The organism is Kitasatospora sp. NPDC101157 (genome assembly GCF_044768255.1).
Taxonomy (GTDB): Bacteria; Actinomycetota; Actinomycetes; order Streptomycetales; family Streptomycetaceae; genus Kitasatospora.
Window position 1 is genome coordinate 1 of the sequence record NZ_JBIWPL010000027.1, and the last position, 23,278, is coordinate 23,278.

At 73.4% G+C, this 23,278-nt stretch carries 22 protein-coding genes; 7 read left to right on the top strand and 15 right to left on the bottom strand.

Annotated elements, in window-relative coordinates:
- Positions 1-212: 212 nt before the first annotated feature.
- From ACIRVF_RS35160 to ACIRVF_RS35170, 3 genes are all read right to left on the bottom strand, one after another.
- Positions 213-1,010, bottom strand: coding sequence for a DUF3710 domain-containing protein (locus tag ACIRVF_RS35160; protein ID WP_402827320.1), 798 nt, complete (start codon positions 1,008-1,010; stop codon positions 213-215).
- Between the two features lie 69 nt (positions 1,011-1,079).
- Positions 1,080-1,547 (bottom strand): dUTP diphosphatase, encoded by a 468-nt coding sequence (dut, locus tag ACIRVF_RS35165; protein WP_402827323.1) that lies wholly within the window; start codon positions 1,545-1,547, stop codon positions 1,080-1,082.
- Positions 1,544-2,122 carry a PaaI family thioesterase gene (locus ACIRVF_RS35170; RefSeq protein ID WP_402827548.1) on the bottom strand — a complete coding sequence of 193 codons (579 nt, stop codon included), beginning with the start codon at positions 2,120-2,122 and terminating at the stop codon, positions 1,544-1,546. Before ACIRVF_RS35170 ends, dut begins: the two co-directional genes overlap by 4 nt.
- Positions 2,123-2,257: 135 nt before the next feature.
- On the opposite strand from ACIRVF_RS35170, the gene ACIRVF_RS35175 reads away from it, so the two are divergent.
- Positions 2,258-2,707, top strand: coding sequence for a DUF3093 domain-containing protein (locus ACIRVF_RS35175; protein ID WP_402827326.1), 450 nt, complete (start codon positions 2,258-2,260; stop codon positions 2,705-2,707).
- Between the two features lie 229 nt (positions 2,708-2,936).
- Here the strand turns inward: ACIRVF_RS35175 and ACIRVF_RS35180 are convergent, their stop codons facing one another.
- The 4 genes from ACIRVF_RS35180 to ACIRVF_RS35195 form a co-directional block, all read right to left on the bottom strand.
- A complete protein-coding gene (locus ACIRVF_RS35180; protein WP_030285479.1) occupies positions 2,937-3,236 on the bottom strand; it encodes a DUF4193 domain-containing protein in 300 nt (99 codons plus the stop codon).
- 506 nt (positions 3,237-3,742) lie between these two features.
- The gene (locus ACIRVF_RS35185; RefSeq protein WP_402827329.1) at positions 3,743-4,726 is read right to left on the bottom strand and encodes an acyl-ACP desaturase; all 984 of its coding nucleotides are present in this window, start codon (positions 4,724-4,726) and stop codon (positions 3,743-3,745) included.
- 267 nt (positions 4,727-4,993) lie between these two features.
- On the bottom strand, positions 4,994-6,313 hold the full coding sequence (locus ACIRVF_RS35190; protein ID WP_402827332.1) for a sensor histidine kinase: 1,320 nt from the start codon (positions 6,311-6,313) through the stop codon (positions 4,994-4,996).
- A 111-nt stretch (positions 6,314-6,424) separates the two neighbouring features.
- Complete coding sequence (locus ACIRVF_RS35195) at positions 6,425-7,078, bottom strand: response regulator transcription factor (protein ID WP_030285473.1); 654 nt, start codon at positions 7,076-7,078, stop codon at positions 6,425-6,427.
- A 443-nt stretch (positions 7,079-7,521) separates the two neighbouring features.
- On the opposite strand from ACIRVF_RS35195, the gene ACIRVF_RS35200 reads away from it, so the two are divergent.
- Positions 7,522-7,707, top strand: coding sequence for a hypothetical protein (locus ACIRVF_RS35200; protein WP_030285471.1), 186 nt, complete (start codon positions 7,522-7,524; stop codon positions 7,705-7,707).
- A 131-nt stretch (positions 7,708-7,838) separates the two neighbouring features.
- On the opposite strand, the gene ACIRVF_RS35205 is transcribed toward ACIRVF_RS35200, so the two are convergent.
- Positions 7,839-8,657, bottom strand: coding sequence for an inositol monophosphatase family protein (locus ACIRVF_RS35205; RefSeq protein ID WP_402827336.1), 819 nt, complete (start codon positions 8,655-8,657; stop codon positions 7,839-7,841).
- A gap of 18 nt (positions 8,658-8,675) precedes the next feature.
- Positions 8,676-9,818, bottom strand: a complete 1,143-nt coding sequence (locus ACIRVF_RS35210) for a ferrochelatase (RefSeq protein ID WP_402827339.1) — start codon at positions 9,816-9,818, stop codon at positions 8,676-8,678.
- Positions 9,819-9,949: 131 nt separating this feature from the next.
- Here ACIRVF_RS35210 and ACIRVF_RS35215 point away from each other — a divergent pair, with 131 nt between their 5' ends.
- Both ACIRVF_RS35215 and ACIRVF_RS35220 read left to right on the top strand, forming a co-directional pair.
- The gene (locus ACIRVF_RS35215; RefSeq protein ID WP_402827551.1) at positions 9,950-11,212 is read left to right on the top strand and encodes an MFS transporter; all 1,263 of its coding nucleotides are present in this window, start codon (positions 9,950-9,952) and stop codon (positions 11,210-11,212) included.
- A gap of 158 nt (positions 11,213-11,370) precedes the next feature.
- The gene (locus ACIRVF_RS35220) at positions 11,371-12,693 is read left to right on the top strand and encodes a D-arabinono-1,4-lactone oxidase (RefSeq protein ID WP_402827342.1); all 1,323 of its coding nucleotides are present in this window, start codon (positions 11,371-11,373) and stop codon (positions 12,691-12,693) included.
- 49 nt (positions 12,694-12,742) lie between these two features.
- Here ACIRVF_RS35220 and ACIRVF_RS35225 read toward each other — a convergent pair whose 3' ends face one another.
- The gene (locus ACIRVF_RS35225) at positions 12,743-13,615 is read right to left on the bottom strand and encodes a hypothetical protein (RefSeq protein ID WP_402827345.1); all 873 of its coding nucleotides are present in this window, start codon (positions 13,613-13,615) and stop codon (positions 12,743-12,745) included.
- A 517-nt stretch (positions 13,616-14,132) separates the two neighbouring features.
- Here ACIRVF_RS35225 and sepH point away from each other — a divergent pair.
- Positions 14,133-15,212, top strand: coding sequence for a septation protein SepH (gene sepH / locus ACIRVF_RS35230; RefSeq protein ID WP_402827348.1), 1,080 nt, complete (start codon positions 14,133-14,135; stop codon positions 15,210-15,212).
- A 61-nt stretch (positions 15,213-15,273) separates the two neighbouring features.
- Here the strand turns inward: sepH and ACIRVF_RS35235 are convergent, their stop codons facing one another.
- Entirely contained in the window at positions 15,274-16,149 is an 876-nt protein-coding gene (locus tag ACIRVF_RS35235) for a sulfurtransferase (protein WP_402827351.1), read from the bottom strand.
- A 228-nt stretch (positions 16,150-16,377) separates the two neighbouring features.
- Here ACIRVF_RS35235 and ACIRVF_RS35240 point away from each other — a divergent pair, with 228 nt between their 5' ends.
- Positions 16,378-17,121: a VOC family protein gene (locus ACIRVF_RS35240; protein ID WP_402827554.1), complete on the top strand. Its 744-nt coding sequence runs from the start codon at positions 16,378-16,380 to the stop codon at positions 17,119-17,121.
- Between the two features lie 42 nt (positions 17,122-17,163).
- Here ACIRVF_RS35240 and ACIRVF_RS35245 read toward each other — a convergent pair whose 3' ends face one another.
- The 4 genes from ACIRVF_RS35245 to ACIRVF_RS35260 all read right to left on the bottom strand — a co-directional run bounded on the left by ACIRVF_RS35245 (position 17,164) and on the right by ACIRVF_RS35260 (position 22,711).
- Entirely contained in the window at positions 17,164-17,820 is a 657-nt protein-coding gene (locus tag ACIRVF_RS35245) for a thymidine kinase (protein WP_402827354.1), read from the bottom strand.
- A gap of 70 nt (positions 17,821-17,890) precedes the next feature.
- Complete coding sequence (locus ACIRVF_RS35250; protein WP_402827357.1) at positions 17,891-19,078, bottom strand: alkaline phosphatase family protein; 1,188 nt, start codon at positions 19,076-19,078, stop codon at positions 17,891-17,893.
- Positions 19,079-19,172: 94 nt separating this feature from the next.
- Positions 19,173-19,772, bottom strand: coding sequence for a DUF5998 family protein (locus ACIRVF_RS35255; protein WP_360237602.1), 600 nt, complete (start codon positions 19,770-19,772; stop codon positions 19,173-19,175).
- Between the two features lie 92 nt (positions 19,773-19,864).
- Positions 19,865-22,711 carry a GNAT family N-acetyltransferase gene (locus tag ACIRVF_RS35260; protein ID WP_402827360.1) on the bottom strand — a complete coding sequence of 949 codons (2,847 nt, stop codon included), beginning with the start codon at positions 22,709-22,711 and terminating at the stop codon, positions 19,865-19,867.
- 227 nt (positions 22,712-22,938) lie between these two features.
- Here ACIRVF_RS35260 and ACIRVF_RS35265 point away from each other — a divergent pair, with 227 nt between their 5' ends.
- A complete protein-coding gene (locus ACIRVF_RS35265; RefSeq protein WP_402827363.1) occupies positions 22,939-23,220 on the top strand; it encodes an HPr family phosphocarrier protein in 282 nt (93 codons plus the stop codon).
- The last annotated feature ends 58 nt before the right edge of the window (positions 23,221-23,278 follow it).

Genomic DNA, 23,278 nt, shown 5'->3' on the forward strand with positions numbered 1-23,278 from the left:
CCTCCGGGCGCTTCGTTCTTTCGTGTTTCCAGCTTATCAGATGTTTTCCGCTCCGTTTTCCGGAGTTTCATTCATCGGATTCGCTTTCCGCTTTGCCGCCCCGGTCTCCCGCGGCGACTCCGGAACTGTACGGGCACCGGCCCGCCACATGCAAATCGCCTCCGCCCGGGGCCCGGACGGAGGCGACGCAGACACGCGGTGAACGAGCCGGGTCAGCGGACCTCGGTGATCTCCGGGCCGCGTGCGAACGGGTCGAGCGAGCCGTAGCGGCCCTCGCCCTCGCCGGCGGTGGCAGCAGCCCCGCCACCGTCGGCGACCATCTGGGCGTCCTCGGGAAGCTTCAGCACGATCGGGTCGCGCGGAGCCATCGGGCTCTCGCCGCGCACGACGACGGTCTGCCGGAAGACCTGCTCCAGGATGCCGGCCATCTCGGGCTGCACGGCGGCCTGGCCCGAGATCACACCGCGCAGGAACCAGCGCGGGCCGTCGCACCCGACGAAGCGCACCAGCTGCACGCCCTGGGTGCCGTCCGGAAGCTGCACGGGGACCTGGGCACGGAGGTGCCAGCCGAGCGGGCCCTCCTCCTCCTCGACGAGGCCGCCCTGCGAGGTGATGCCGTTGGCGATCTCCTCGCGGACCTCTCCCCAGATGCCCTCCGACTTCGGGGCCGCGAAGGCCTGGAGCTGGATGGCGCTGTTGCCGAGCACGAGGGTCGCCGCGACGATCGCGTCACCGGCGACCTCGACGCGCAGCTCCATTCCCTCGACTCCGGGGACCAGCAGACCCCCGAGGTCGACTCGTCCCTCCTCCGGGGTCTCCAGCTCGCTGTGGTCCCACGGGCCGTCCGGCCGCGGGGCCGGCGGCAGGCCGACCCTGTCGGCCGGGTCCAGCTCGGTCACGTTCTCGCTCTCGGCGGAACCTTCGACGTCATCGGCCGTCTCGTCGGCGCTGATGGCGTCGTCGGCGAGCTGCTCGACAGCGTCCTCGCTCTTCTGGCGACGACGGAACACGGTCACTGTCCTTCCCGGTCCAAGACCGATGCGAATACCTGCTCGGCTTCCTGCGAGGCCGCGGGAATGCTAGACCGCGGCGTGGCCACCGGTCGACCCGAACCCGCCCTCGGCACGTGCCGACCCGGGCAGCTCGGCCACCTCGTGGAAGCGGGCCCTCTCGACCTGCTGGATGACCAGCTGGGCGATCCGGTCCCCTCGGCGGAAGCTGACACCCTCGCGCGGGTCCAGATTGACGACGATCACCTTGATCTCTCCACGGTACCCGGCATCGACCGTCCCCGGGGCGTTCACGAGGGCAACTCCGCAACGAGCTGCGAGCCCGGAGCGCGGGTGGACGAAGGCCGCGTAGCCGTCCGGGAGCGCGATGGCGACGCCGGTGGGGAGCACCGCCCGCTCACCGGGGGCCAGCTCGGCGTCGACGGTGGTCCGCAGGTCGGCGCCGGCGTCCCCGGGCTGCGCGTACTCGGGCAGCGGCAGCTCGGGGTCGATGCGCCTGATCAGGACGTCCAGCTGCGGGCGGGGGGTCTCACTCAAGGGTTCACCTCAAAGGCTCGTGCGCGCTTCATCAGATCAGGGTCGTCGAGGACCTTCTCGATGTCCTCGGGACGACCGTGCGTGGTGAAGTGTTCCAGCTTGACCTGGATGAAGAGCGCCTGCGCCCGCACGGCGACCGGTCCGTCCGGGCCGCCGATCCGCGCCTCGGCGGCGCTGTAGATCTTGCGGCCGTGCACCCCGGTGATCCAGGCGCGCAGGTGCAGCACCGAGTCGACGGGCACCGGGCTGAGGAAGTCGGTCTCCAGCCGGCCGGTCACGGCGGGCGCGTGCAGCAGCCAGTTGAGCGTGCCGAGGGTCTCGTCCATCGCCGTCGTGAGCAGCCCGCCGTGCGCCAGCCCGGGACCGCCCTGGTGGACGTCCCGGACGGTGAGCTCGGCCGTGACGTCCAGGCCCTCGCCCGCGACCGCGTCGATCCGCAGGCCGCCGGGGTGCTGCGGACCGCAGCCGAAGCAGTGCTCGTAGTGGGAGCCGAGGCGGGTGCCGGGGGCAGGCGCCTGGGGATGGCGCTCCGGGATCACGGCGTCCGGGGGCGGCGTGGTCGGGGTCGGCGGCAACGCGGGCGCCGACCGGACGGCGGGGGTGGTGGGGGTGGTCGTACCGGTCACGGCTCGCAGCCTACCCAGGGGTAGCAAGGCCTCCGGTGGGGGTGGCGTCCCGCGCCGGGCGTCAGGGCGCCCACAATGGAGGGCATGTACGACGAACGCCTCACGGTGCCGCGCTCCTGGTGGCTGCTCCCGGTCGCAGTGGGCCTGACCCTCGCGCTGATCCTGATCCGGGTGAGCGGTCCGGCCGCCCTGGTCGGCCTGGTGGTCGGCATCGCCGCCGGCGCGGTGGCGATCAGCAGCTACGGCTCGGCCCGGATCCGGGTGGTGCAGGGCTCGCTGGTGGCCGGACCGGCCCGCATCCCGGTGGACGCGCTGGGCGCCGCGCAGGCGCTGAGCCCCGGCGAGGCAGCGGCCTGGCGCGGTCCGAAGGCCGATCCCCGCGCCTTCATGCTGCTGCGCAGCTACGTCCCGACCGCGCTGCGGGTCGAGGTGAGCGACCCGGCCGACCCGACGCCCTACCTCTATCTGTCGACCCGCTCGCCGATGAAGCTGGCCGAGGCGCTGGAGGAGGCCCGGCGCGGCGCCCGGACCTGACCGGCCCCCACGAGGGCCCCGGAAAGACCGAGAGGGACGGTTCCGCTGCTGCGGGACCGTCCCTACGACTTTGTCCTGGCCGGCGCGCGGCCGACCGACTCCGTCCTCCCGGGTCCGCCCTTCCGGACGGTCCGCGGACCTGCCGTCCGGCCCCGCTGCCCGGGGCCGGAAGGAGCGTTGTGCCGGTCCCGCGGGAGCCACGGGTTCCAGGCGCTGTCCGCTGCGGTGCTCAGGCGCCGCAGTCCCGGCAGATCGGGTTGCCGTTCTTCTCGCTGTACAGCTGGCTGCGGTGGTGGACCAGGAAGCAGCTCATGCAGGTGAACTCGTCGGCCTGCTTGGGCAGCACCCGAACCGCGAGTTCCTCGTTCGAGAGGTCGGCGCCGGGGAGCTCCATGCCCTCGGCGGCGTCGAACTCGTCGACGTCGACCGAGCTGCCGCCCTTGTCGTTCCGACGGGCCTTGAGCTCCTCGATGCTGTCCTCGTTGAGCTCGTCGTCGGTCTTGCGTGGGGTGTCGTAGTCGGTTGCCATTTTTCGCTCTCCCCCTCCGGGTTGTGCGGTGTGTGCGGTATCTCCAGCGCACGTAACGCATGGGGGGCCGGTCTTGTGCCCGACCCGAGGCGGAGATTTTGCCTTACTTCAAGCCCCGTTACTCAATCGACACTCAGCCAGGGGTCCGTTGGGGTGATCCCGCAGGGCGCGGAGGGCCTCACGCTGGGCCATCGTCGACTCGCCGAACGACCGTCCTTCCAGCGACTCACAGTGAGCGGAAGCCTTACCGGCGTCCGCCAAATCCCTTGCCCACCAGGGATGCCGACCGATCCCGCGGTTCGTCGGCGGTCCGGATTCCGGTCACGGACGGCGATCGGCGTCCCTGAGGAGGTGATCACTCTCCGGCGTTGGCCGACGCCGCGGAGCGACACGGTGTGAGCTTGGTCACGTTCAGAATCTTCCGGGACAAAACCCGGAAAATCCACCCACTCCGCCCCCTCGGCCAGGGGGCGCGGCCGTCCTGCGGGAGCGCCCCCGCGGACGTCCTAGCCGGCGTTGCGGCGGGCCTCCCGGCGCGCCAGCAGCGCGGCCTGGCGCTCCTCGAACTTGCGCGCCTGGCTGTCCAGGCCGTCCAGGAAGACGCCCAGCTCGTTCTGCGCCACCAGGCCCTCGGGGCCCAGGCCGCCGAACTCCATCACCTTCAGGTGGCGCAGCACCGGCTGCAGCACGTCGTCGTGGTGGATGCGCAGGTTGTAGACCCCGCCGAGGGCGATCTGCGCGGCGGCGCGCTCGAAGCCCGGGATGCCGTGGCCCGGCATCCGGAAGTTGGTGACCACGTCGGCGATGGCGCGCATGGCCTGGTCCGGGGCGATCTCCAGGGCGGCCTTCAGCAGGTTCCGGTAGAAGACCATGTGCAGGTTCTCGTCGTTGGCGATCTTGGCCAGCAGCTGGTCGCACAGCGGGTCGCCGGCGTACTTGCCGGTGTTGCGGTGCGAGATGCGGGTGGCGAGCTCCTGGAAGGCCACGTACGCGACCGAGTGCAGCATGCTGTGCGAGTTGTCGGACTCGAAGCCCTCGGACATGTGAGACATCCGGGCCCGCTCCAGCTCGACCGGGTCGACGGCCCGGGTGGCGAGCAGGAAGTCGCGGATGGCTATCCCGTGCCGGCCCTCCTCGGCGGTCCAGCGGTGCACCCAGGTGCCCCAGGCGCCCTCGCGGCCGAACATGGTCGCGATCTCGTGGTGGTAGCTGGGGAGGTTGTCCTCGGTCAGCAGGTTGACCACCAGCGACACCCGGCCGAGCGGGGTCACCTGCGACTGCTGGACGTTCCACGCCTCGCCGCCCAGCACGCCGTCGAAGTCGCGGCCCTGGCTCCACGGCACGAACTCGTGGGGCATCCACTCCTTGGCCACGCCCAGGTGGCGGTTGAGCTCCTTCTCCACGACCTCTTCGAGGGCCAGGATCAGTCGCGTGTCGGTCCAGCCGCTCGATCCGAGCGAGGGGCTGCTCTGCACAGGGGCGATGGTCACGGTCGTGCTCCTGGGGGGACGGATACGCGCGGGACGGGCGCGTGGGGCGGGCAACCGTCGCGCGGAGCTGTCGGCGGGCGGACCGGCAGGCGCACTTACGGTTGCGTAGGTTACGACACCGTAAGTTGCCCGGGCCGGAAATGACAAGCCGCCCCCGCCAGGCCTTATGTCGTCTTGACAGGCCTGCCGGGGGCGGCTGAAAACGGTCGCCCACGGAACGCGTCGGCGTCCGGGGCCGTTACGGCGCGGAACGGCGCAGGAGGGTCGCTACGGCGAAGGGATCCGTACCCGCATGGTGAGTCCTCCTCCGGCGCGCGGGGTGGCCTCGATGGTGCCGCCGTGGGCGCGCACCACCGAGCGGACGATCGACAGGCCCAGCCCGACCCCCTTGTCGCTGCGGGTGCGGTCCGCGCCCTTGATCCGGCGGAACGGCTCGAAGATGTGCTCCAGCTCGTAGCCGGGCACCACCGGGCCGGTGTTGGAGACCACCAGCTCGCCGCCGCCCGGCACCGTGGCGGTGGCCAGCTCGACCCAGCCGCCCGGGGTGTTGTAGCGGACGGCGTTCTGCAGCAGGTTCAGCGCGAGCCGCTCCAGCAGCACGCCGTTGCCCGCGACCACCGCCGGGGCGAGCTTGGAACGCAGCTCGACCTCCCGCTTGTCGGCCTCGCCCCGGGTCTGCTCCAGCGCCCGGGTGGCCACCTCGGACAGCTCCACCGCACGGCGGTCGGTCAGCTCGTTCTCGCTGCGGGCCAGCAGCAGCAGACCCTCGACCAGCTGCTCGCTGCGCTCGTTGGTGGCCAGCAGGGTCTTGCCGAGCTGCTGGAGGTCGGGGGAGGCGGCCGGGTCGGAGAGCTGGACCTCCAGCAGCGTGCGGTTGATCGCCAGTGGGGTGCGCAGCTCGTGCGAGGCGTTGGCGACGAAGCGGCGCTGGGAGTCGAAGGAGCGGTCCAGCCGGTCCAGCATGTCGTCGAAGGTGTCGGCGAGCTCCTTGAGCTCGTCGTCGGGCCCGTCCAGCTCGATCCGGCGGTGCAGGTCGGACGAGGCGACGTCCCGGGCGGTGCGGGTGATCCGGCCGAGCGGGCGCAGCACCCGGCCGGCCATCGCATAGCCGGCCGCGAAGGCGATCACGGCGAGGCAGACCAGAACGGTGAGCGACTTGCGGAGCAGCGTGTTGAGGGCGGCGGTGGAGGCCGCCTCGTGCCGGCTGGCGAGCAGCGCGTTGAGCTGGTCGCTGGACATCTGGGTGCCGTTGACCATGAAGTTGGACGAGACGCCGTTGGGGGTGACGACGGTGAAGTTGATCTGCGGCGGCGCGACGTAGTCCAGGGCCTGCCGGACGAAGAAGTACATCAGCAGCAGCAGCACCACGCCGGCCATCAGGAACATCCCGCCGTACAGCAGGGTGAGCCGCATCCGGATCGTCGGGCGGAACGGCAGCCAGGCGAGCAGCCCGTCACCGGGCACGTAGGTCTCCTGCTGGCCCTCTCGGGGCGCGCGGGGCGGGTGCACGGGCTTGGGCGGTACGGCACGCGGGCCGCCGGCGGGCGCGCCGGAGGGCCCGCCGGCCGGACGCGGCGGGGTGGTCATGATGGTCCTCTCGGGCGTCCGCCGGGGCGGGCGCTGGTACGGCGGGGATCCTCCGGGGGCGGATCCCGGGGGATGGATTCCGCGGGGGCGGATTCCAGGGGCGGATTCCGGTCAGATCCGGTAGCCGGAACCGGGCACGGTGACGATCACCGGCGGGTCGCCGAGCTTGCGGCGCAGCGTCATCACGGTGACGCGCACGACGTTGGTGAAGGGGTCGGTGTGCTCGTCCCAGGCCTTCTCCAGGAGCTGCTCGGCGGAGACGACCGCGCCGCCGGCCCGCATCAGCACCTCCAGGACGGCGAACTCCTTGGGGGCGAGCTGAACGGTGCGGCCCTCGCGGATCACCTCGCGCCGGCCGGGGTCGAGCGAGATGCCGGCCCGCTCCAGCACCGGAGGCAGCGGGATGGTCGCGCGGCGGCCCAGCGCCCTTACCCGGGCCACGAGTTCGCTGAAGGCGAACGGCTTCGGAAGGTAGTCGTCGGCGCCGATCTCCAGGCCCTCGACCCGGTCGCTGATGTCGCCGGAGGCGGTCAGCATGATCACCCGGGTCGCCAGGCCCTGCTCGACCACCTTGCGGCACACGTCGTCGCCGTGCACCAGCGGGAGGTCGCGGTCCAGGACCACGACGTCGTAGTCGTTGACCGCGATGCGCTGGAGCGCGGCCTCCCCGTCGTACACCACGTCGACGGCCATCGCCTCGCGGCGCAGGCCGGTCGCGACGGCCTCGGCAAGCAGCTGCTCGTCCTCGACGACGAGAACCCGCACGGTCGTTGTCCCTTCTCCAGGCCGGCCCCGGAAGCGGACGCACGGCTCCGACGGTGCCTCCATCCTGCCTGGTCCTGCGGTAAAGCAGCGATAAGCTGCCCCTGAGGCAGGGGACCGGAGCCCGCGGCGGTGACCGTTCGTGCCGGGAACGTTCCGCTTGGACTGTGACAGCGGCAACTTTCTTCAGCCCGGAGGTTTCCCGGCCCCCGGGGCGGGGAGGACAGCTGCACACCCGCGATCTGGCTGACGGCCGATCGCACCCACCCGCCGTGCGTTCATCCGCGCCGGCCCTGGGGCTGGGGCGTCACCGGGAGCGGCCGAAGGCCGTCTCCGCGCTCGACCGGAGATCCACCACCGTCGGACCGGGCGCATTCACCGGCTGGACCCTCCTCGGGGCGGAGAGCGCACGACCGTGCACGTCCGACACAGTAAGGGGGCACCGTATGGACGCCTTCAAGGCCGGAATCCTGCAGCGCATAGCCAACGCCGAGCAGGATCTGCACCGCGCGATCGAGGCCGGGGACGAGTTCCTCGCCGAGGTGGAGCAGTCCGAGCTGGACGACCTCCGTCGTCTCGCCGCCGAGCACGGTGTGGACACCGTGCTGGACCGCCACCGCACCGCCGCCTGACCCGACGCCGGTTTCCGGCACCAGCGGCCCTGCGGGGGCCGTGCGAAACCCCAGGCCCTGGCATCCCCCGTGTGCCAGGGCTCTTCGCTTGTCCGGGGCCGGGTCCGGGGGCCCGGTCGGCGCCGCGCGCCTCAGTCGGCCCAGGCGCGCAGCGCGGCCAGCCGCTCCTGCAGCGGCTCGTACACCCCCGGGGCGGCGGCCACGGTCAGCTCGCCGTCCGGGCCGTGGCCGGGGCGGCCGCCGACCAGGGCGCCGGCCTCGGTGGCGATCAGGCAGCCAGCCGCCCGGTCCCAGGGGGCGAGGCCGCGCTCGTAGTAGCCGTCCAGCCGCCCGGCGGCCACGTCGCACAGGTCCACCGCGGCCGCGCCGCCCCGGCGGACGTCCCGCACCTCGGGCATCAGCGCCAGCAGCACCTCGGCCTGGCGCACCCGCACGGGCTGGACGTAGTTGAAGCCGGTGGCGATCAGCGCCTGGCCCCAGGGCGGGGCCGGGCGGGCCGAGAGCGGCCGGCCGTCGAGTCGGGCGCCGCGGCCCAGCACGGCGTGGAACAGCTCGCCGCGCGCCGGGGCGTACACCACCCCGACGGCGGCCCGGCCGTCCACCTCGGCGGCCACGCTGACCGCCCAGGAGGGCAGCCCGTACAGGTAGTTCACCGTGCCGTCGAGCGGGTCGACGACCCAGCGCACCCCGCTGGTGCCGGGGCGCTCGGCCCCCTCCTCGCCGAGGTAGCCGTCCTCGGGGCGGCGGTCGGCGATCAGCTCCACGATGAGCTTCTCGGAGGCGAGGTCCATCTCGGTGACCACGTCGACCGGACTGCTCTTGGTGCCGGCCACGCCGAGGTCGGCGGGGCGGCCGTCGCGCAGCAGGGCGCCGGCCTGCCGGGCCGCGTCCAGGGCGACGTCCAACAGGTCGTCGAGCAGTCCGTCGGCGGGCGGGGCGGGGGTGGGCACGGGGTTCTCCTCCTGGGGTCAGCGCTCGGCGGCGGCCGGGCGGGGGGCGCGCGGGTTGGGGCAGCAGGCCACCGCGCACACGTCGTGGCTGGGGCCGAGGGCGCCGAGGGCGCAGCGGGTCGCTCCCTCGCCGCGCTCGGCGGCGGCCCGCTCCAGGACGAGCTCGCGCACCGCGGCGGTGAACCGCGGATCGGCGCCGACGGTGGCCGCCCGGGTGACCGGCAGACCGAGTTCGGCGGCCTTGGCGGTGGCCTCGGTGTCGAGGTCGTACTTGACCTCCATGTGATCGGAGACGAAGCCGATCGGGACCATCACCACGGCCGGCGCGCCGTCGGCGTGCTGCGCCTCCAGGTGGTCGCAGATGTCCGGCTCCAGCCACGGGATGTGCGGGGCGCCGCTGCGGCTCTGGAACACCAGCTCCCACGGCCGGTCCTCCACGCCGGTGCGCTCGGCCACGGCCGCGGCGATCAGCCGGGCCACCTCCAGGTGCTGGGCGACGTACGCGCCGCCGGGCGTGCCGCGGGCCGGGTCGTCCGGGGCGCCGGAGGTCTCGGCCATCGCCTCCGGGATGGAGTGGGTGGTGAAGGCCAGCCGGGCGCCGGGGCGGACGGCCTCGGCCAGTTCGGCCAGGGCGGCGGCGGTGGCGTCGATCATCGGCTCGACGAAGCCGGGGTGGTTGTAGAAGTGCCGCAGCTTGTCGACTGTCAGCGACGGGCGGCCCTCCTCGGCGAGGACGGCCAGCGCGTCGGCCAGGTTCTCCCGGTACTGGCGGCAGCCCGAGTACCCGGCGTAGGCGCTGGTGGCGAGCACCGCGATCCGGCGGCGGCCGTCCGCGGCCATCTCCCGCAGGGTGTCCACGAGGTAGGGGGCCCAGTTCCGGTTGCCCCAGTAGACCGGCAGGTCCAGCCCGTGCTCGGCGAAGTCCTTGCGCAGGGCGGCCAGCAGCTCGCGGTTCTGCTCGTTGATCGGGCTGACCCCGCCGAAGAGGAAGTAGTGCCTGCCCACCTCCTTGAGCCGTTCCTTGGGGATGCCGCGGCCCCGGGTGACGTTCTCCAGGAACGGGACGACGTCCTCCGGGGCCTCGGGCCCGCCGAAGGAGAGGAGCAGCAGGGCGTCGTACGGGGCGGCGCCGGAGGAGGAGGGTTTGCGCGCGTCGGACATGGGACCGATCCTGCCACTGAGGGGCCGGGGGCCGGCGCCGGGGCTGCGTGGGTGTCCGGAAAATTCCGTTTGCCAACATACGTAAGCTGTGTTCACCAGCCTTGTTCCTTACCCCCCTGCCCGGAGCTCCCGTGCTGTCCAGCTACCGCCGAATATTCGCCGCGCCCGGCACCGTGGCCTTCTCCTCCACCGGCTTCGTGTCCCGGCTGCCGATCTCCATGACCGGCATCGGCATCGTGACCATGCTGTCCCAGCTGCGCGGCTCGTACGGCGTGGCCGGCCTGGTCTCGGCGACCCTGGCGGTCTCCGCAGCGATCCTCGGGCCCCAGGTCTCCCGGCTGGTGGACCGGCTCGGCCAGGCGAGGATCATCGTCCCCGCCATGGCGCTCACCATCGGCTCCGTCGTCGGCCTGCTGCTCTGCGCCCGGCTCAACGCCCCGGACTGGACGCTGTTCGTCTTCGCCGCCGGCATGGGCGTCATGCCGAGCACCGGCGCGATGGTCCGCGCCCGCTGGGCGCACCTCTACCGCGAGGACGCCGGGAAGCTCCACACCGCCTACTCCTTCGAGGCCGTCGTCGACGAGGTCTGCTTCATCGTCGGCCCGATCCTCTCCATCGGTCTGGCCACCTCGGTCTTCCCCGAGGCCGGCGTGCTGCTCGCCGGGATCTTCCTCGCCGTCGGCGTGCTGCTGTTCGCCGGGCAGCGCTCCACCGAGCCGCCGGTCCACGAGACCGCCCGGCACGAGGGGAGCTCGGTCATCCTCAACCGCGGCCTGCAGGTGCTGATCCTCACCTTCGTCGCCACCGGCGCGATCTTCGGCTCGGTCGAGGTGGTCACCGTCGCCTACTCCGAGGCCCAGGGGCACAAGTCGGTCTCCAGCGTGATCCTCGCCCTGTGGGCGGTCGGCTCCTGCCTCGCCGGAGTGGTGTTCGGCGCCCTCAAGCTGACCGGCTCGATGGCCGTGCGCTTCTTCCTCGGCGTGCTGTTCATGGCGCTCAGCATGGTGCCGCTGCTGCTGGTCGCCCACGCGGTGAACGGCATCGGCGGGCTGGTCGCGGTCGGCGCCGCACTGCTGGTCGCCGGGATCGCCATCTCCCCCACCCTGATCACCGCGATGGCGCTGGTCGAACGGCTCGTCCCGGCCGCCCAGCTCACCGAGGGCATGACCTGGACCACCACCGGGCTCGCCCTCGGCGTAGCGGTCGGCTCCTCCGCCGCCGGCTGGGTCGTCGACAGCTCCGGCGCCGCCGCGGGCTACACGGTGCCGCTGGCCGCCGGTCTGCTCGGAGTCGTCGCCGCCCTGGTCGGCCTCGGCCGCCTGCGCGCCGGACTCACCACCGAGCAGCCCGCCGAGGTGGCCGCCGGAGCGGCATCCGAATCCTCCGCCGGATAGGCCGGTCGACCCCGTAGACGCCGAACGGTCAACTGACTAATCTCTCGCCCTACCCACGGCCCTACCCGTGGGTAGGGCCGGTCTCCCCGGGCCCTGAGGGCGGCCCCGCCGCCCCGGACGCGCCGACCCCGTTCGGCCACGGAGCAGGAGGCAGCGCAATGCCCCAGGCCAGCACCGCGACCCGCACCCGGTGGACCAACTGGGCCGGCAACCAGAGCGCCCACCCGGCCCGGACCGCCACCCCCGGCACCGCGGAGGAACTGGCCAAGGAGATCCTGCGCGCCGCCGAACAGGGCCGCAGCGTCAAGGCCGCCGGCTCCGGCCACTCCTTCACCGCGATCGCCTCACCCGGCGACGGCCTGCTGGTCCGCCCCCACGCGCTCACCGCCGTCCGCGAGATCGACCGCGAGGCCGGCACCGTCACCGTCGAGTCCGGCCTCCCGCTGAGCCGCCTCAACCGGCGCCTCGCCGCCGAGGGCCTCTCCCTCACCAACATGGGCGACATCGAGGTCCAGACCGTCGCCGGCGCCACCAGCACCGGAACCCACGGCACCGGCCGCGACTCCGGCTCCCTCGCCGCCCAGATCCGCGCCCTGGAGATCGTCCTCGCCGACGGCACCGTCCGGCACTGCTCCCCCACCGAGAACCCCCGGCTCTTCCAGGGCGCCCGGCTCGGCCTCGGCGCCCTCGGCGTGATCACCGCCCTCACCTTCGGCGTCGAACCGGCCTTCCTGCTCACCGCGCACGAGCAGCCGATGGGCTTCGAAGAGGTGCTGGAACGCCTCGACGACCTCACCGCCGTCAACGAGCACTTCGAGTTCTACTGGTTCCCCCACACCGACCGCTGCTCCACCAAGCGCAACAACCGCAGCCAGGGCCCGGCCGCCCCGCTGCCCCGGTTCAAGGGCTGGCTGGAGGACGACTTCCTCTCCAACACCGTCTGGGAGGGCGCCTGCCGGGTCGGCCGCCGCTTCCCCGGCGCCATCCCCGCCATCGCCTCGCTCGCCAGCCGCGCCTGGTCCGACCGCAGCTACACCGACACCTCCCACAAGGTGTTCACCAGCCCGCGCAAGGTCCGCTTCGTGGAGATGGAGTACGCCGTCCCGCGCGCGGCCGTCGCGGAGGTGCTGCGTGAACTGAAGGCCCTGGTCGAACGCTCCGACTGGAAGATCAGCTTCCCGGTCGAGGTGCGCTTCGCCCCCGCCGACGACCTCTGGCTGTCCACGGCCTCCGGCCGGGACAGCGCCTACATCGCCGTCCACCTCTACCGCGGCACCCGGGACCAGGGCTACTTCACCGGCGTTGAACAGCTGATGACCGCCCATCAGGGCCGCCCCCACTGGGGCAAGCTGCACACCCGCGACGCCGAGTACCTGGCCGGCGTCTACCCGCACTTCGGCGACTTCACGGCGCTGCGCGACGAGGTCGACCCGCAGCGCCTCTTCGGCAACGACTACCTGCGGCGCGTACTGGGGGCCTAGCCGGGCCGGCGCTGAGGATTCACGCCCGTCGGGAATCGTCGGACCCGCCCTAACTCCCCGGGGTACCGGCGACGGGCGGCGGGGTCGCCGTCGCGTGCGCCGGGACGTCACCGGACACCGGCGGGCGCGACGTGGGCCCGCCCGTCGGACCGGTGCCGCCACCCGCCGACGGGGAGGCACCGGCCGAGGGGGTCGCGCTCGGGACGGCCGACGGGGAGGCCGCGCCGCCGTGCTCTCCGGCGCCGCCGCTCGGGGTCGGGCCCGGCTCCCGGCTCGGCCGGGTGACCGCCGGGGCCGAGGCACCGCCGGAGGGCGTGGCCGCCGGGCCCCGCCCGCCGCCCCCGGTGGCCGGCCGGTCCGCCGGGGCGTCCTGCGGCCTGGACGAACCGGGCTTCACCGCGCCGCCGAAGGACGTCCCCTTGCCGGACTCGCCCTGCACCGTCGCCGCCACCGGCTGGCCGGTGGCCAGCTCGAACGCCAGGATCGGCGTCATCGCCAGCACGAACACCAGCCCGGACACCGCCGCGTAGGTCCGCCAGCCCCGACGCCGGCGCACCCGCACCACCTGCGGCTCGTTCCACTCCGAGGTGATCACCGGCGGACCGGCCGGCACCGGCTCGGCACGCTCCGGCTCCACCGGCACCTGGCGCAGGGAGTTCAGGGTCTGGTTCGGCCCGCGGTCCACCGCCTCGCGCAGCTGCTGGCCGGTCCTCCTGAACACGTGCTGGAACACCGCGCCGCCGGTGGTGGCCCCGACGCTGACCACCGCCGCGCCCATGATCGTGCCGTACACGCCGAGTTCGGAGGCGAGCAGCGCGCCCACCACCGCGGCCAGCGCACTCGCCGCGACCTGAGCCACACTCAGATCGATCCGCTTGCGCTCCTCCTTGCCGCCCTCCTCGGCGGGGTTCCGCTCCGGCATCAACATCCCTCGGTCCGTACGACTCTTACTCGAACAAGCCACTCCATCTTGCCCAAAGAAGGACACAAGGGACGAAAATGCGGTTCTGCGCGCCAGGATTGTGTGAAGATGATCACCGTTCATCCGGTGGTGGTCCGCCATTGGGGGCGCGCGCTCTTGAGATTCCCGTGAATCGCGGGAGACTTGAGCGGCGAGCCGCCCCTCCGGATGCCACGAATGGAGTACTGTTCGTAAAGCCCGAGCCTTGGGTCGACTTGTCGACTGTGCCTACACCGGCAGCTTGACGAAGAGCCACTGAACGGGCACGCACGGCGACGCCGGTCCCGGATCGTCGCGAACACTCCGCGTGCGAGGACGGCCGGGACACCCAGGCGCGACGTCGACGCATGACGTGGCAAAAAGGCAACCGTGCCACAGTGGTGTGCCCGGGCGTATGCCCGACACGCCGGGGAACTCAGCAAGGTTGTGGCCAGTCGCGAGTGGGCAGGCCACACTCAGTACGGGAGCAGCGACGCAGGTGACGTCGGCAGGCACCACCCGGGAGGTAACCGTGCCCGAACTGCGGGTTGTGGCCGTCAGCAACGACGGCACACGGCTGGTGCTCAAGGCTGCCGACAGCACGGAGTACACCCTCCCCATCGACGAGCGGCTGCGCGCCGCCATCCGCGGCGACCGGCCGCGCCTCGGCCAGATCGAGATCGAGGTCGAGAGCCACCTCCGCCCCCGGGACATCCAGGCGCGGATACGAGCCGGTGCCTCCGCCGAGGAGGTCGCCCAGGCCGCCGGCATCTCCGTCGACCGCGTCCGCCGCTTCGAGGGGCCGGTCCTCGCCGAGCGCGCCTTCATGGCCGAACGCGCCCGCAAGACCGCCATCCGCCGCAACGGCGAGTCCCCCGGACCGCAGCTCGGCGAGGCCGTGGCCGAGCGGCTCGCGCTGCGCGGCGCCGAGAAGGACACCGAGCGCTGGGACTCCTGGCGGCGCGACGACGGCACCTGGGAGGTCATCCTCTCCTACCGCGCCGACGGCGAGGGCCGCAGCGCGTCCTGGACGTACGACCCGCCCCGGCGCCTGGTCCAGCCCAACGACGACGAGGCCCGCGCCCTGATCGGCGAGGCGGTCGAGCGCGAGGAGGACTCGGTCTTCCCGTTCATCCCGCGGATCGCCCGGCTCCCCCAGGACCGGCCGCCCCGCCCGATGATCGACCGGCCCTCCGCCGACCGCATCATGTCGGCCCGCGAGGTCCGCGAGTCGCGTGAGGCCACCGCCGAGGGCCGGGACTCGCTGACCAGCCTGCTCGACGTGGTCCCCGCCTTCCGCGGCGACCTCGCCGTCGGCGGCCCCGCCCCGATCGAACCGGTGCCCGCCGAGGTCGCCGAGGAGAGCGAGGAGCCGGCCGCGGCCGCCGCCCCGGCGGTCGGCGCGGGCTCGGCCTACGCCGACATCCTGATGCCGCGCGCCGTCGCCCCGCACCGCGAGCGCCTGGTCGGCACCACCGACCGGCAGGCCGAGGCGGACGGCGTCCGGCCCGGCCGCCGGGCCACCGTGCCCAGCTGGGACGAGATCGTCTTCGGCAGCCGGCGCAAGAAGCAGGAGTAGTCCCCGAGGCATGTCGAAGGGGCGGGAGGCTCGGCCTCCCGCCCCTTCGACGTGCCCGGGCTCAGCCCGGCCGGCCGGCCACCGCCACCGGGCGGCTCGCGTCGCTCGACCACTCGCTCCACGAGCCCGGGTACAGCGTGGCGTCCAGGCCCGCGACCTCCATCGCCAGGATCTGGTGCGCCGCCGTCACGCCCGAACCGCAGTAGACCGCGGTCCTGCGCTCCCCCGCGCCGAGCGCCCGGAACCGGGCCAGCAGTTCGGCGGCCGGGCGGAACCGCCCGTCCGGGCGCACGTTCTCGGAGGTCGGTGCGGACACCGCGCCCGGAATGTGCCCGGCCCGCGGGTCCACCGGCTCGGTCTCGCCCCGGTAGCGCTCTCCCGACCGGGCGTCCAGCAGCAGATCGCCGCGCGTCCAGTCCGCGGCGCCGTCCGCGTCCACCGTCGGCAACTGCCCCGGCACCGGCTTGAAGTCGCCCTCCGCCGGCTCCGGCAGCTCCTGCGTCACCGGCAGCCCGGCCGCCTGCCAGGCGGCGAAACCGCCGTCCAGCACCCGCACGTCCCGGTGCCCGGCCCAGCGCAGCAGCCACCAGGCCCGGGCCGCCGCCATCGAGGCCGCCCCGTCGTACACCACGACCGGCCGCCCGGCGCTCACCCCGAAGCCGCGCATCGCCGCGCCGAACTGCTCCGGATCCGGCAGCGGGTGGCGGCCGCCCCGGCCGGGGGCACCGGGCGGGGCCGCGAGGTCCCGGTCCAGCTCGACGAAGTGGGCACCGGGCAGGTGCCCGGCCCGGTACTCCTCGGCCGCGGTCGGACCGCCCGGTGCGGCGCCGACCAACTGGTAGCGCACGTCCAGCAGTACCGGCGGACGCTCGGAGGCGAGCGCCTCCCCCAGCTCGGCCGCGGAGATCAGCGGGGAACCGTCGTTGAAGGTCGTCATGACGGCCATTGTCGCGCAGCGCGCCCTCGGGGCGAGCCTGCGGACCGCCACCGGGTCCTGTTCCGGCAGGAATCCGCAGGACACGCCCGAACAACCGCACTTTGTGCGCTCTTTGCCGGACTTTCCGCGCGGGTCGAGGGTTGGGCGCGCCCCAGAGTGGAAGCATCACCCTCGCGCCCGCGGATTGCCGCGCGCCAACCACCCGTGAGGAGGCCCGCATTGCCCGCGGTGGAACTCCGACTGGCCCAGGGCACGCCCTGCTGGGTCAGCCTGCTGACCCACGACCTGCCCGGCGCCCGCGCCTTCTACGGCGAACTGCTCGGCTGGACGTACTCCCCCGGGCCCGGCCAACTCGGCGCCTACGTCCGGGCCGAGCTCGACGGCGCACCCGTCGCCGGGCTCGGCGTCTCCACCGCCACCGGCTTCCCGGTGCAGTGGACCACCTACTTCGCCGTGGACGACGCCGACCGCACCACCCAACTGGTGCGCGAGTGCGGCGGAACCGTCGCGGTCGGCCCGCTGCAGGCCGAACGGGCCGGACGGATGGCGATCGCCTCCGACGTCTCCGGAGCCGTGTTCGGCCTCTGGCAGGGCGAGGAGCACCTCGGCCGGGAGGCCGGGACGGAACCCGGCGGCCCCGCCTGGGCCGAACTGCTCACCCCGGACGCCGACGGCGCCGCCACCTTCTACGGCTCGGTGCTCAACCGGCCGGTGCGGCCCGCCGTCGGCGGCTCCGCCCTGCTGGTGCACGGGCGCCCGGTCGCGGGCATCCGCCACCACGCCGACCTACGCGGCCACCCGCCGCGCTGGCGCACCCACTTCGCGGTCCGGGACGCGGCGCTGACCGCCCGTCACGCCGTCGAACTCGGCGGCCGCGTCCTGGTCGAACCGCACGACACCGACCGCGGCCGCGCCGCCCGGCTGGCCGACCCGCAGGGCGGACACTTCTCGGTGCTCGAAGCCTCGGCCTAGCAACGGTTCCGTGAGCGGGGCCCGTCCTCCCGCGGACGGGCCCTACGCCTGCTGGTCCTCGAAGGGCAGCACGTCCGGGGAGAGCACCGAGGCGCGGGCGGTCGCGGCGGTCAGCCGGCGGCGGTGGTGGCGGCGGCACAGCACCTCGTAGCCGATCTCGTCCTCACTCACCGAGATGTCGCCGACCACCACCTGGGCGCCCTCGACCACCATCACCCCGCCGACCGTACGGGCGTTGTGGGTCGCCCGCGCGCCGCACCAGCACAGCGCCTCGACCTGCAGCACCTCCACCCGGTCGGCCAGCTCGATCAGCCGCTGCGAACCCGGGAACAGCCGGGTGCGGAAGTCGGTGGTGATGCCGAAGGTGTAGACGTCGATGTCCAGCTCGTCCACCACCCGGGCCAGCTGGTCGACCTGCTCGGCGGCGAAGAACTGGGCCTCGTCGCAGATCAGGTAGTCCACCCGGCCCCCGGCCGAGAGCCGGTGCACCACGTGCGCGTGGAAGTCGAAGTCGTCCGTCACCTCGACCGCGTCGGCCTGCAGGCCCAGCCGGCTGGAGAGGGTGGCCGCGCCGGCCCGGTCGTTGCGGGTCAGGATGATGCCCTGCCGGCCGCGCGCGGTGTGGTTGTGGTCCATCTGCAGCGCCAGCGTCGACTTGCCGCAGTCCATCGTGCCCGAGAAGAACACCAGTTCAGCCATGGGTGGGGCAAAGGCCTTTCACATCAGGAGAGTTCGGGCGGTCCGGGCACAGGGAGGTCAAGGGTCCGGCTCAGCCCCGGACTTCGAGCAGCGGCACGAACTGCTCGACCGGAGTCATCGAGCCGTGCAGCCCGATCATCGCGGACTCGCCGGGCTCGTTGCGGGAGGCGATGACCGCGATGTCGTCGCGTGCCGCGGCGACCACGTCGCCGATCCGGTGGTACACCCGCTCGTCGACGGTCGGGCCGAACCAGCCCGCCGCGATCGCCTCGTCGCGAGAGGCCACCCACATCCGGTCGCCCAGCACCTCGCTCCAGACCGTGTGCACGTCGGCCGCGGCACCCGGCACGGCGTACACGTGCCGAGCCCGGCCCTCGCCGCCGAGCAGGGCGACTCCCGCGCCGAGCTCCCAGTCCTCGTCGAAGTCGATCCGGTCCTCGGGCGCGATGTCGATCATGCCGTGGTCCGCAGTCACGTACATCGCCGAGCGCGGCGGCAGCTGCTCGGCCAGCCGGCGGGCCAGCCGGTCCACCGCGTCCAGCGTCATCCGCCACTCGTCGGAGTCCACCCCGAACCGGTGGCCCGCGCCGTCCAACTCACTGACGTAGGTGTACACCAGTGCCCGGTCGTGCTCGGCCAGCCAGGAGGCGGTCAGGTCCATCCGCTCCTCGCCGGTGGTGCGGCCCAGGAAGCTGCCGCCGGACAGCGCCACCCTGGTCAACGGGGTCTGGGCGAACAGCGGGGAGGACACCTGGGCGGTCGCCACCCCGGCCCGGTGGGTCTGCTCGAAGACCGTCGGGTACGGCTGCCAGGCCTGCGGGTCGGTGTGCGGCTGCCAGCGCAGCTGGTTCATCAGGTAGCCGGCGCCCGGAACCGCCACCGTGTACCCGGCCAGGCCGTGCAGGCCCGGCGGCGTGCCGGTGCCGACCGAGGCCAGCGAGGTCGCGGTGGTGGACGGGAAGCCCGCGGTCAGCGGACGGCCGGTGCCGCCCATCGAGCTGCCGGCCAGCGAGGACAGGAACGGGGCGTACTCGGGGTGGCGCAGCAGCAGCTCCCAGCCCAGGCCGTCCACCAGGAACACCACCGCCCGGTCGGCCGGGGCGATCGGCAGCGTCGCGGTGAATCCGGGCACGCCCATGCCCGCCGCCACCGAGGGCAGCAGGTCGCAGAGCGAGCCGCTGCCGTACGGGGGCGCGGGGGCGGCGGCCGGGTCGAGGATCTCGAAGGCGTCGTAGCCGTCGGAGGGTGCGAAGGACATGGAACCGGATTCGTAGCGGTCGGAAACGCGGGCGGGAGCGCGAAGTGGCACGCGGACGGAAGCGGCAGACGGCTGCCGGGGGTTCGGCCTGCGCTCAGACCCGCGGGCCGTTGTCGATCGTCGCGTCGGACAGCGCCCGGGCGAACAGCAGGGCCTGGGCCACCGTCTCCGGGCCGTCCCCGGCCTCGCTCACCCGCAGCGAGAGGTCGTCGGCCGTCGCCGAACCGGTGTAGCCGTGGTCCGCCTCGCAGTTCGGGTCCGAGCAGCCGGCCGGCTCCAGGTCCAGGCGCTGCACCGCGCCCCAGCCGATCGTCAGCACCACCTCGCGCGGCAGGGTGCCGGGCGTGTACGTCTCCGGGTTCGCCACCATCCGGCTCAGCACGACCGAGCCGATCCGGTCCAGCCGGACGCTCTCCGTCGAGGTCGTCGCGAACGGCACGGCGGGGCTGCCCGCGTCACCGGACTGCTCGTCGGTGTGGCTCACCACGAACCGGGTCGGGGTCAGCACCAGCACCGTCACGTGCCGGCGCACCTCGTTGGAGTCGAAGGTCGTCTCCTGGTGCACCAGGTAGGAGCTGATCGGCTCCGGGCCCACCGCGGACTCCACCGCCTCGGACACCAGGGCCGGGTAGTAGCCGCTGCGCTCGATCGCCGAGCGCAGGTCCTGAGTGGTGGTGGTACCGGTCTTCGCCATAACTCCATCCTGGCATGGTCCGCCGACGAAGCGGGCGGCACGGCGCCGAGCTTCGGACATCAGCGCCCACGGGCAGGCGCAACCAAGGAAGGTTACAGCGTGCTCATCGCGCGCGGGCCCAGATCGCTGCGGACGGGCAGCGGTGCGACCCGCACCCGCGCCCCCAGGATCGCCAGTCCGTGCGGGGCCACGACCACCGGTTCGAGGTCCACCGAGGCGATCTCCGGAACGTCGTCCACCAGCTGGGACACCCGCAGCAGCAGTTCCTCCAGGGCGCCGGTGTCCACCGCCTCGGCGCCGCGCCAGCCGAACAGCAGCGGCGCCGCCCGCACCTCGCGGATCAGCCCGGCGACGTCCTGGTCGGTCGCCGGGACGAGCCGGTGGGCCACGTCGCCGAGCAGTTCGGCCGGGGCCCCGGCCAGACCGAAGGAGAGGATCGCGCCGACCGCCGGGTCGACCGTGGCACCGATCACGGTGTCCACCCCGCGCGGGGCCAGCCGCTGCACCACCAGCTCGGCCCCGGCCGCGCCGCCGAGCAGGGCGTCCAGCTCGCGGTGCGCCCGGCGCAGGCCCGGCTCGCCCGTGAGGTCCAGCCGGACGCTGCCCAGGTCGGGGCGGTGGCGCAGGTGCGGGGCCGTCGCCTTCAGGGCCACCGGGTAGCCGAGCTGCTCGGCGGCCCGGACGGCGGCCTCCTCGTCCGGGGCGGGCAGCGTGGGCGAGACGTCGATGCCGTAGCGCGCCAGCAGCGCCCGGGCCTCGGTGTCCGGAAGGGTGATCCGGGCGCCGCCGGGCTGGGTGCGCGCGGCCACGGCGGTCCGGGTGCTCAGCGCCGCCTCCACCAGGGCGCGGGCGCCGGGCTCGTCGATCCGGTCCAGCTCGGGGACGCGCGCCGTCTCCTCCGCCTCGGCGGTGCGGCGGCGCCACTGCGCGTAGTGCACCGCGTGCGCGAGGGCGCGCACGGCGCGCTCGGGCGCAGCGTAGGCCGGGATGCCGCCGGGGCGCAGCCGGCTCGGCAGGTCGGTCAGGGCCAGGTGGGCCAGCACCAGGGGTTTGCCCAACTCCCGTGCGCGCGCGCCCGCTTCGAGCAGGGCGGTGGCGATCTCCGGATCGTCCGAGCCCATCTCCGGATCGTCCGGGCCGGCCAGCCGTCCGCCCATGAAGGCGTGTGCGGAGGTGCCGATCGGCGGGATGGCGACGGCGATCACCGCGTCCACGTTCGGGTCGCTGAGCGCGACGTCCAGTGCGATCCGGAAGTTCTCGCCGGTGGCGGCGGTGGTGAGGTCGACGGGAGTGCACGGGCGCAGCCCGGCGCTCAGGCAGGAGTCGTAGGTGAGCAGGCCGAGCGAGTCGGAGTTGCCGACCACGGCGACCCGGTCGCCGGGCGGCAGCGGCTGCTGGGCGAGCAGTTCGCCGGTGTCGAAGAGCTCGGTGATGGTCGCCACCCTGATCACCCCGGCCTGCTCGAACAGCGCATCGACGGTGGCGTCGCGCAGGCCGGTGGCGGTGGCCGGGACGGCGTGGCCGGGCGGCAGGCTGCCGGTGTGGCGGGCGCCCTTGACCACCACCACCGGCTTGGCGGCGGCCAGGCGGCGGGCGATCCGGGTGAACTTGCGGGGGTTGCCGAAGGACTCCAGGTAGAGCAACACCACCTCGGTGGCGTCGTCCTCGGCCCAGTACTGCAGGAAGTCGTTGCCGGAGACGTCCGAGCGGTTGCCGACCGAGGCGAAGGAGGAGACGCCGAGGCCGCGCCGGTGGGCGGACTCCAGCAGGGCCACGCCGATCGCCCCGGACTGGCAGAAGATCCCGAAGCCGCCGCGGTCGGGCAGGTGGGGGGCGAGCGAGGCGTTCAGCTGGTGGTCGGGGTCGGTGTTGATCAGACCGAAGGCGTTCGGGCCGACCACCCGCATCCCCGCCGCGCGGGCCTGGCGGACCAGGGCGCGCTGACGGTCGCGGCCCTCCGGGCCGGTCTCCGCGTAGCCGGCGGTGACCACCACGAGGCCCTGAACGCCGTGCGCGCCGCACTCGGCGACGGCCGCCGGGACGGCGCTCTCGGGGACGGCGATCACCGCGAGGTCGACCGGCCCGGGAATGTCCAGAATCGAACGGTGCACCGGGATGCCGTCCAGCTCGGTGCCGGGCGGGGCGCTGCGGTTCACCGCGTAGACGGCACGCGGGGCCCGCTTGGGGTCGTACCGGCTGCCGAACTCGGTGTCGAAGCTGCCGAGCAGGTCGCGCAGGAGGGCCCGGCCGACGGTCTGCGGGTTGCGGGAGACGCCGATCACGGCCACCGAGCGCGGGGTCAGCAGCCGCTGCACCGAGCGGGCCTCGGCGCGGTGCTCGCGGGCGCGCATCACGGCGAGCGAGCGGTCGGTCTGTTCGAGGTCGAACTCCAGGTGCACGACGCCGTCGGCGAAGCTGCGGCGCTGGGTGTAGCCGGCGTCGGTGAAGACCTTCACCATCTTGCGGTTCTCCGGCAGCACCTCGGCCTGGAAGCGGCGGATGCCGCGCTCCTGGGCCACCGCGGCGATGTGCTCCAGCAGGGCGGAGGCGACCCCGCGGCCCTGGTGGGCGTCCTGGACCAGGAAGGCGACCTCGGCGTCGGTGCCGTGCTCGGAGGGTCGCCCCTCGGCGTCGATCCGGTCGTAGCGCACGGTGGCGATGAAGTGGTCCCGGACCACGACGGCGAGGCCGACCCGGTTCACGAAGTCGTGGTGGGTGAAGCGGCGGACGTCCTTGTCGGACAGCCGCGGGTAGGGGGCGAAGAAGCGGAAGTACTTGGACTGGTCCGAGACCTGCTCGTAGAACTCGACCAGCCGCCCGGCGTCATCGGGAGTGATCGGCCGGATCCGGGCCGTGCCGCCGTCGCGCAGCAGGACGTCGGCTTCCCAGTGCTGCGGATAGTCGGGTTGCGCGGAGTTCGCCACCGCCGGGTCTTCCACATTCGTCAGGTTATCCGGCGACGGGCCGAATGGCGCCGGGCGCGTGCTCACGGCAGGGTGGACAGGGCCACTGGCCGGGCCTTATGCCCCGAAAAGAAACAATCACAAGTCCCGAACGCCGCGCCTGGAAGGGGTTGTCTGCGTGCAACACTGGTCTAGACAACACGGTCGTTTCCCCCGCTCCCCCGAGCACGGCCGTGACCAGCTTCACCGGAAAGGCACGTCTCATGGCTGAGCGCCGCGTCACCATCGGTTGGGCCGAGGGCCTGCACGCCCGTCCCGCCTCCATCTTCGTCCGGGCCGTCACGGCCACCGGCGTGCCGATCACCATCGCCAAGCCGGGCGGCAACCCGGTCAACGCCGCCTCCATGCTCGGCCTCCTCGGCCTGGGCGCCCAGGGCGGCGAAGAGGTCATCCTGGCCTCCGACGCCCCCAACGCCGACGACGCCCTCGACCGCCTCGCCAAGCTCGTCGCCGAAGGCCTCGACGAGCTCCCCGCCGCCGCCTGACCCGCGCAGCTGCCCGGTCGGGGTGTCGCCACATCGTGGCGGCACCCCGATCCGCTCT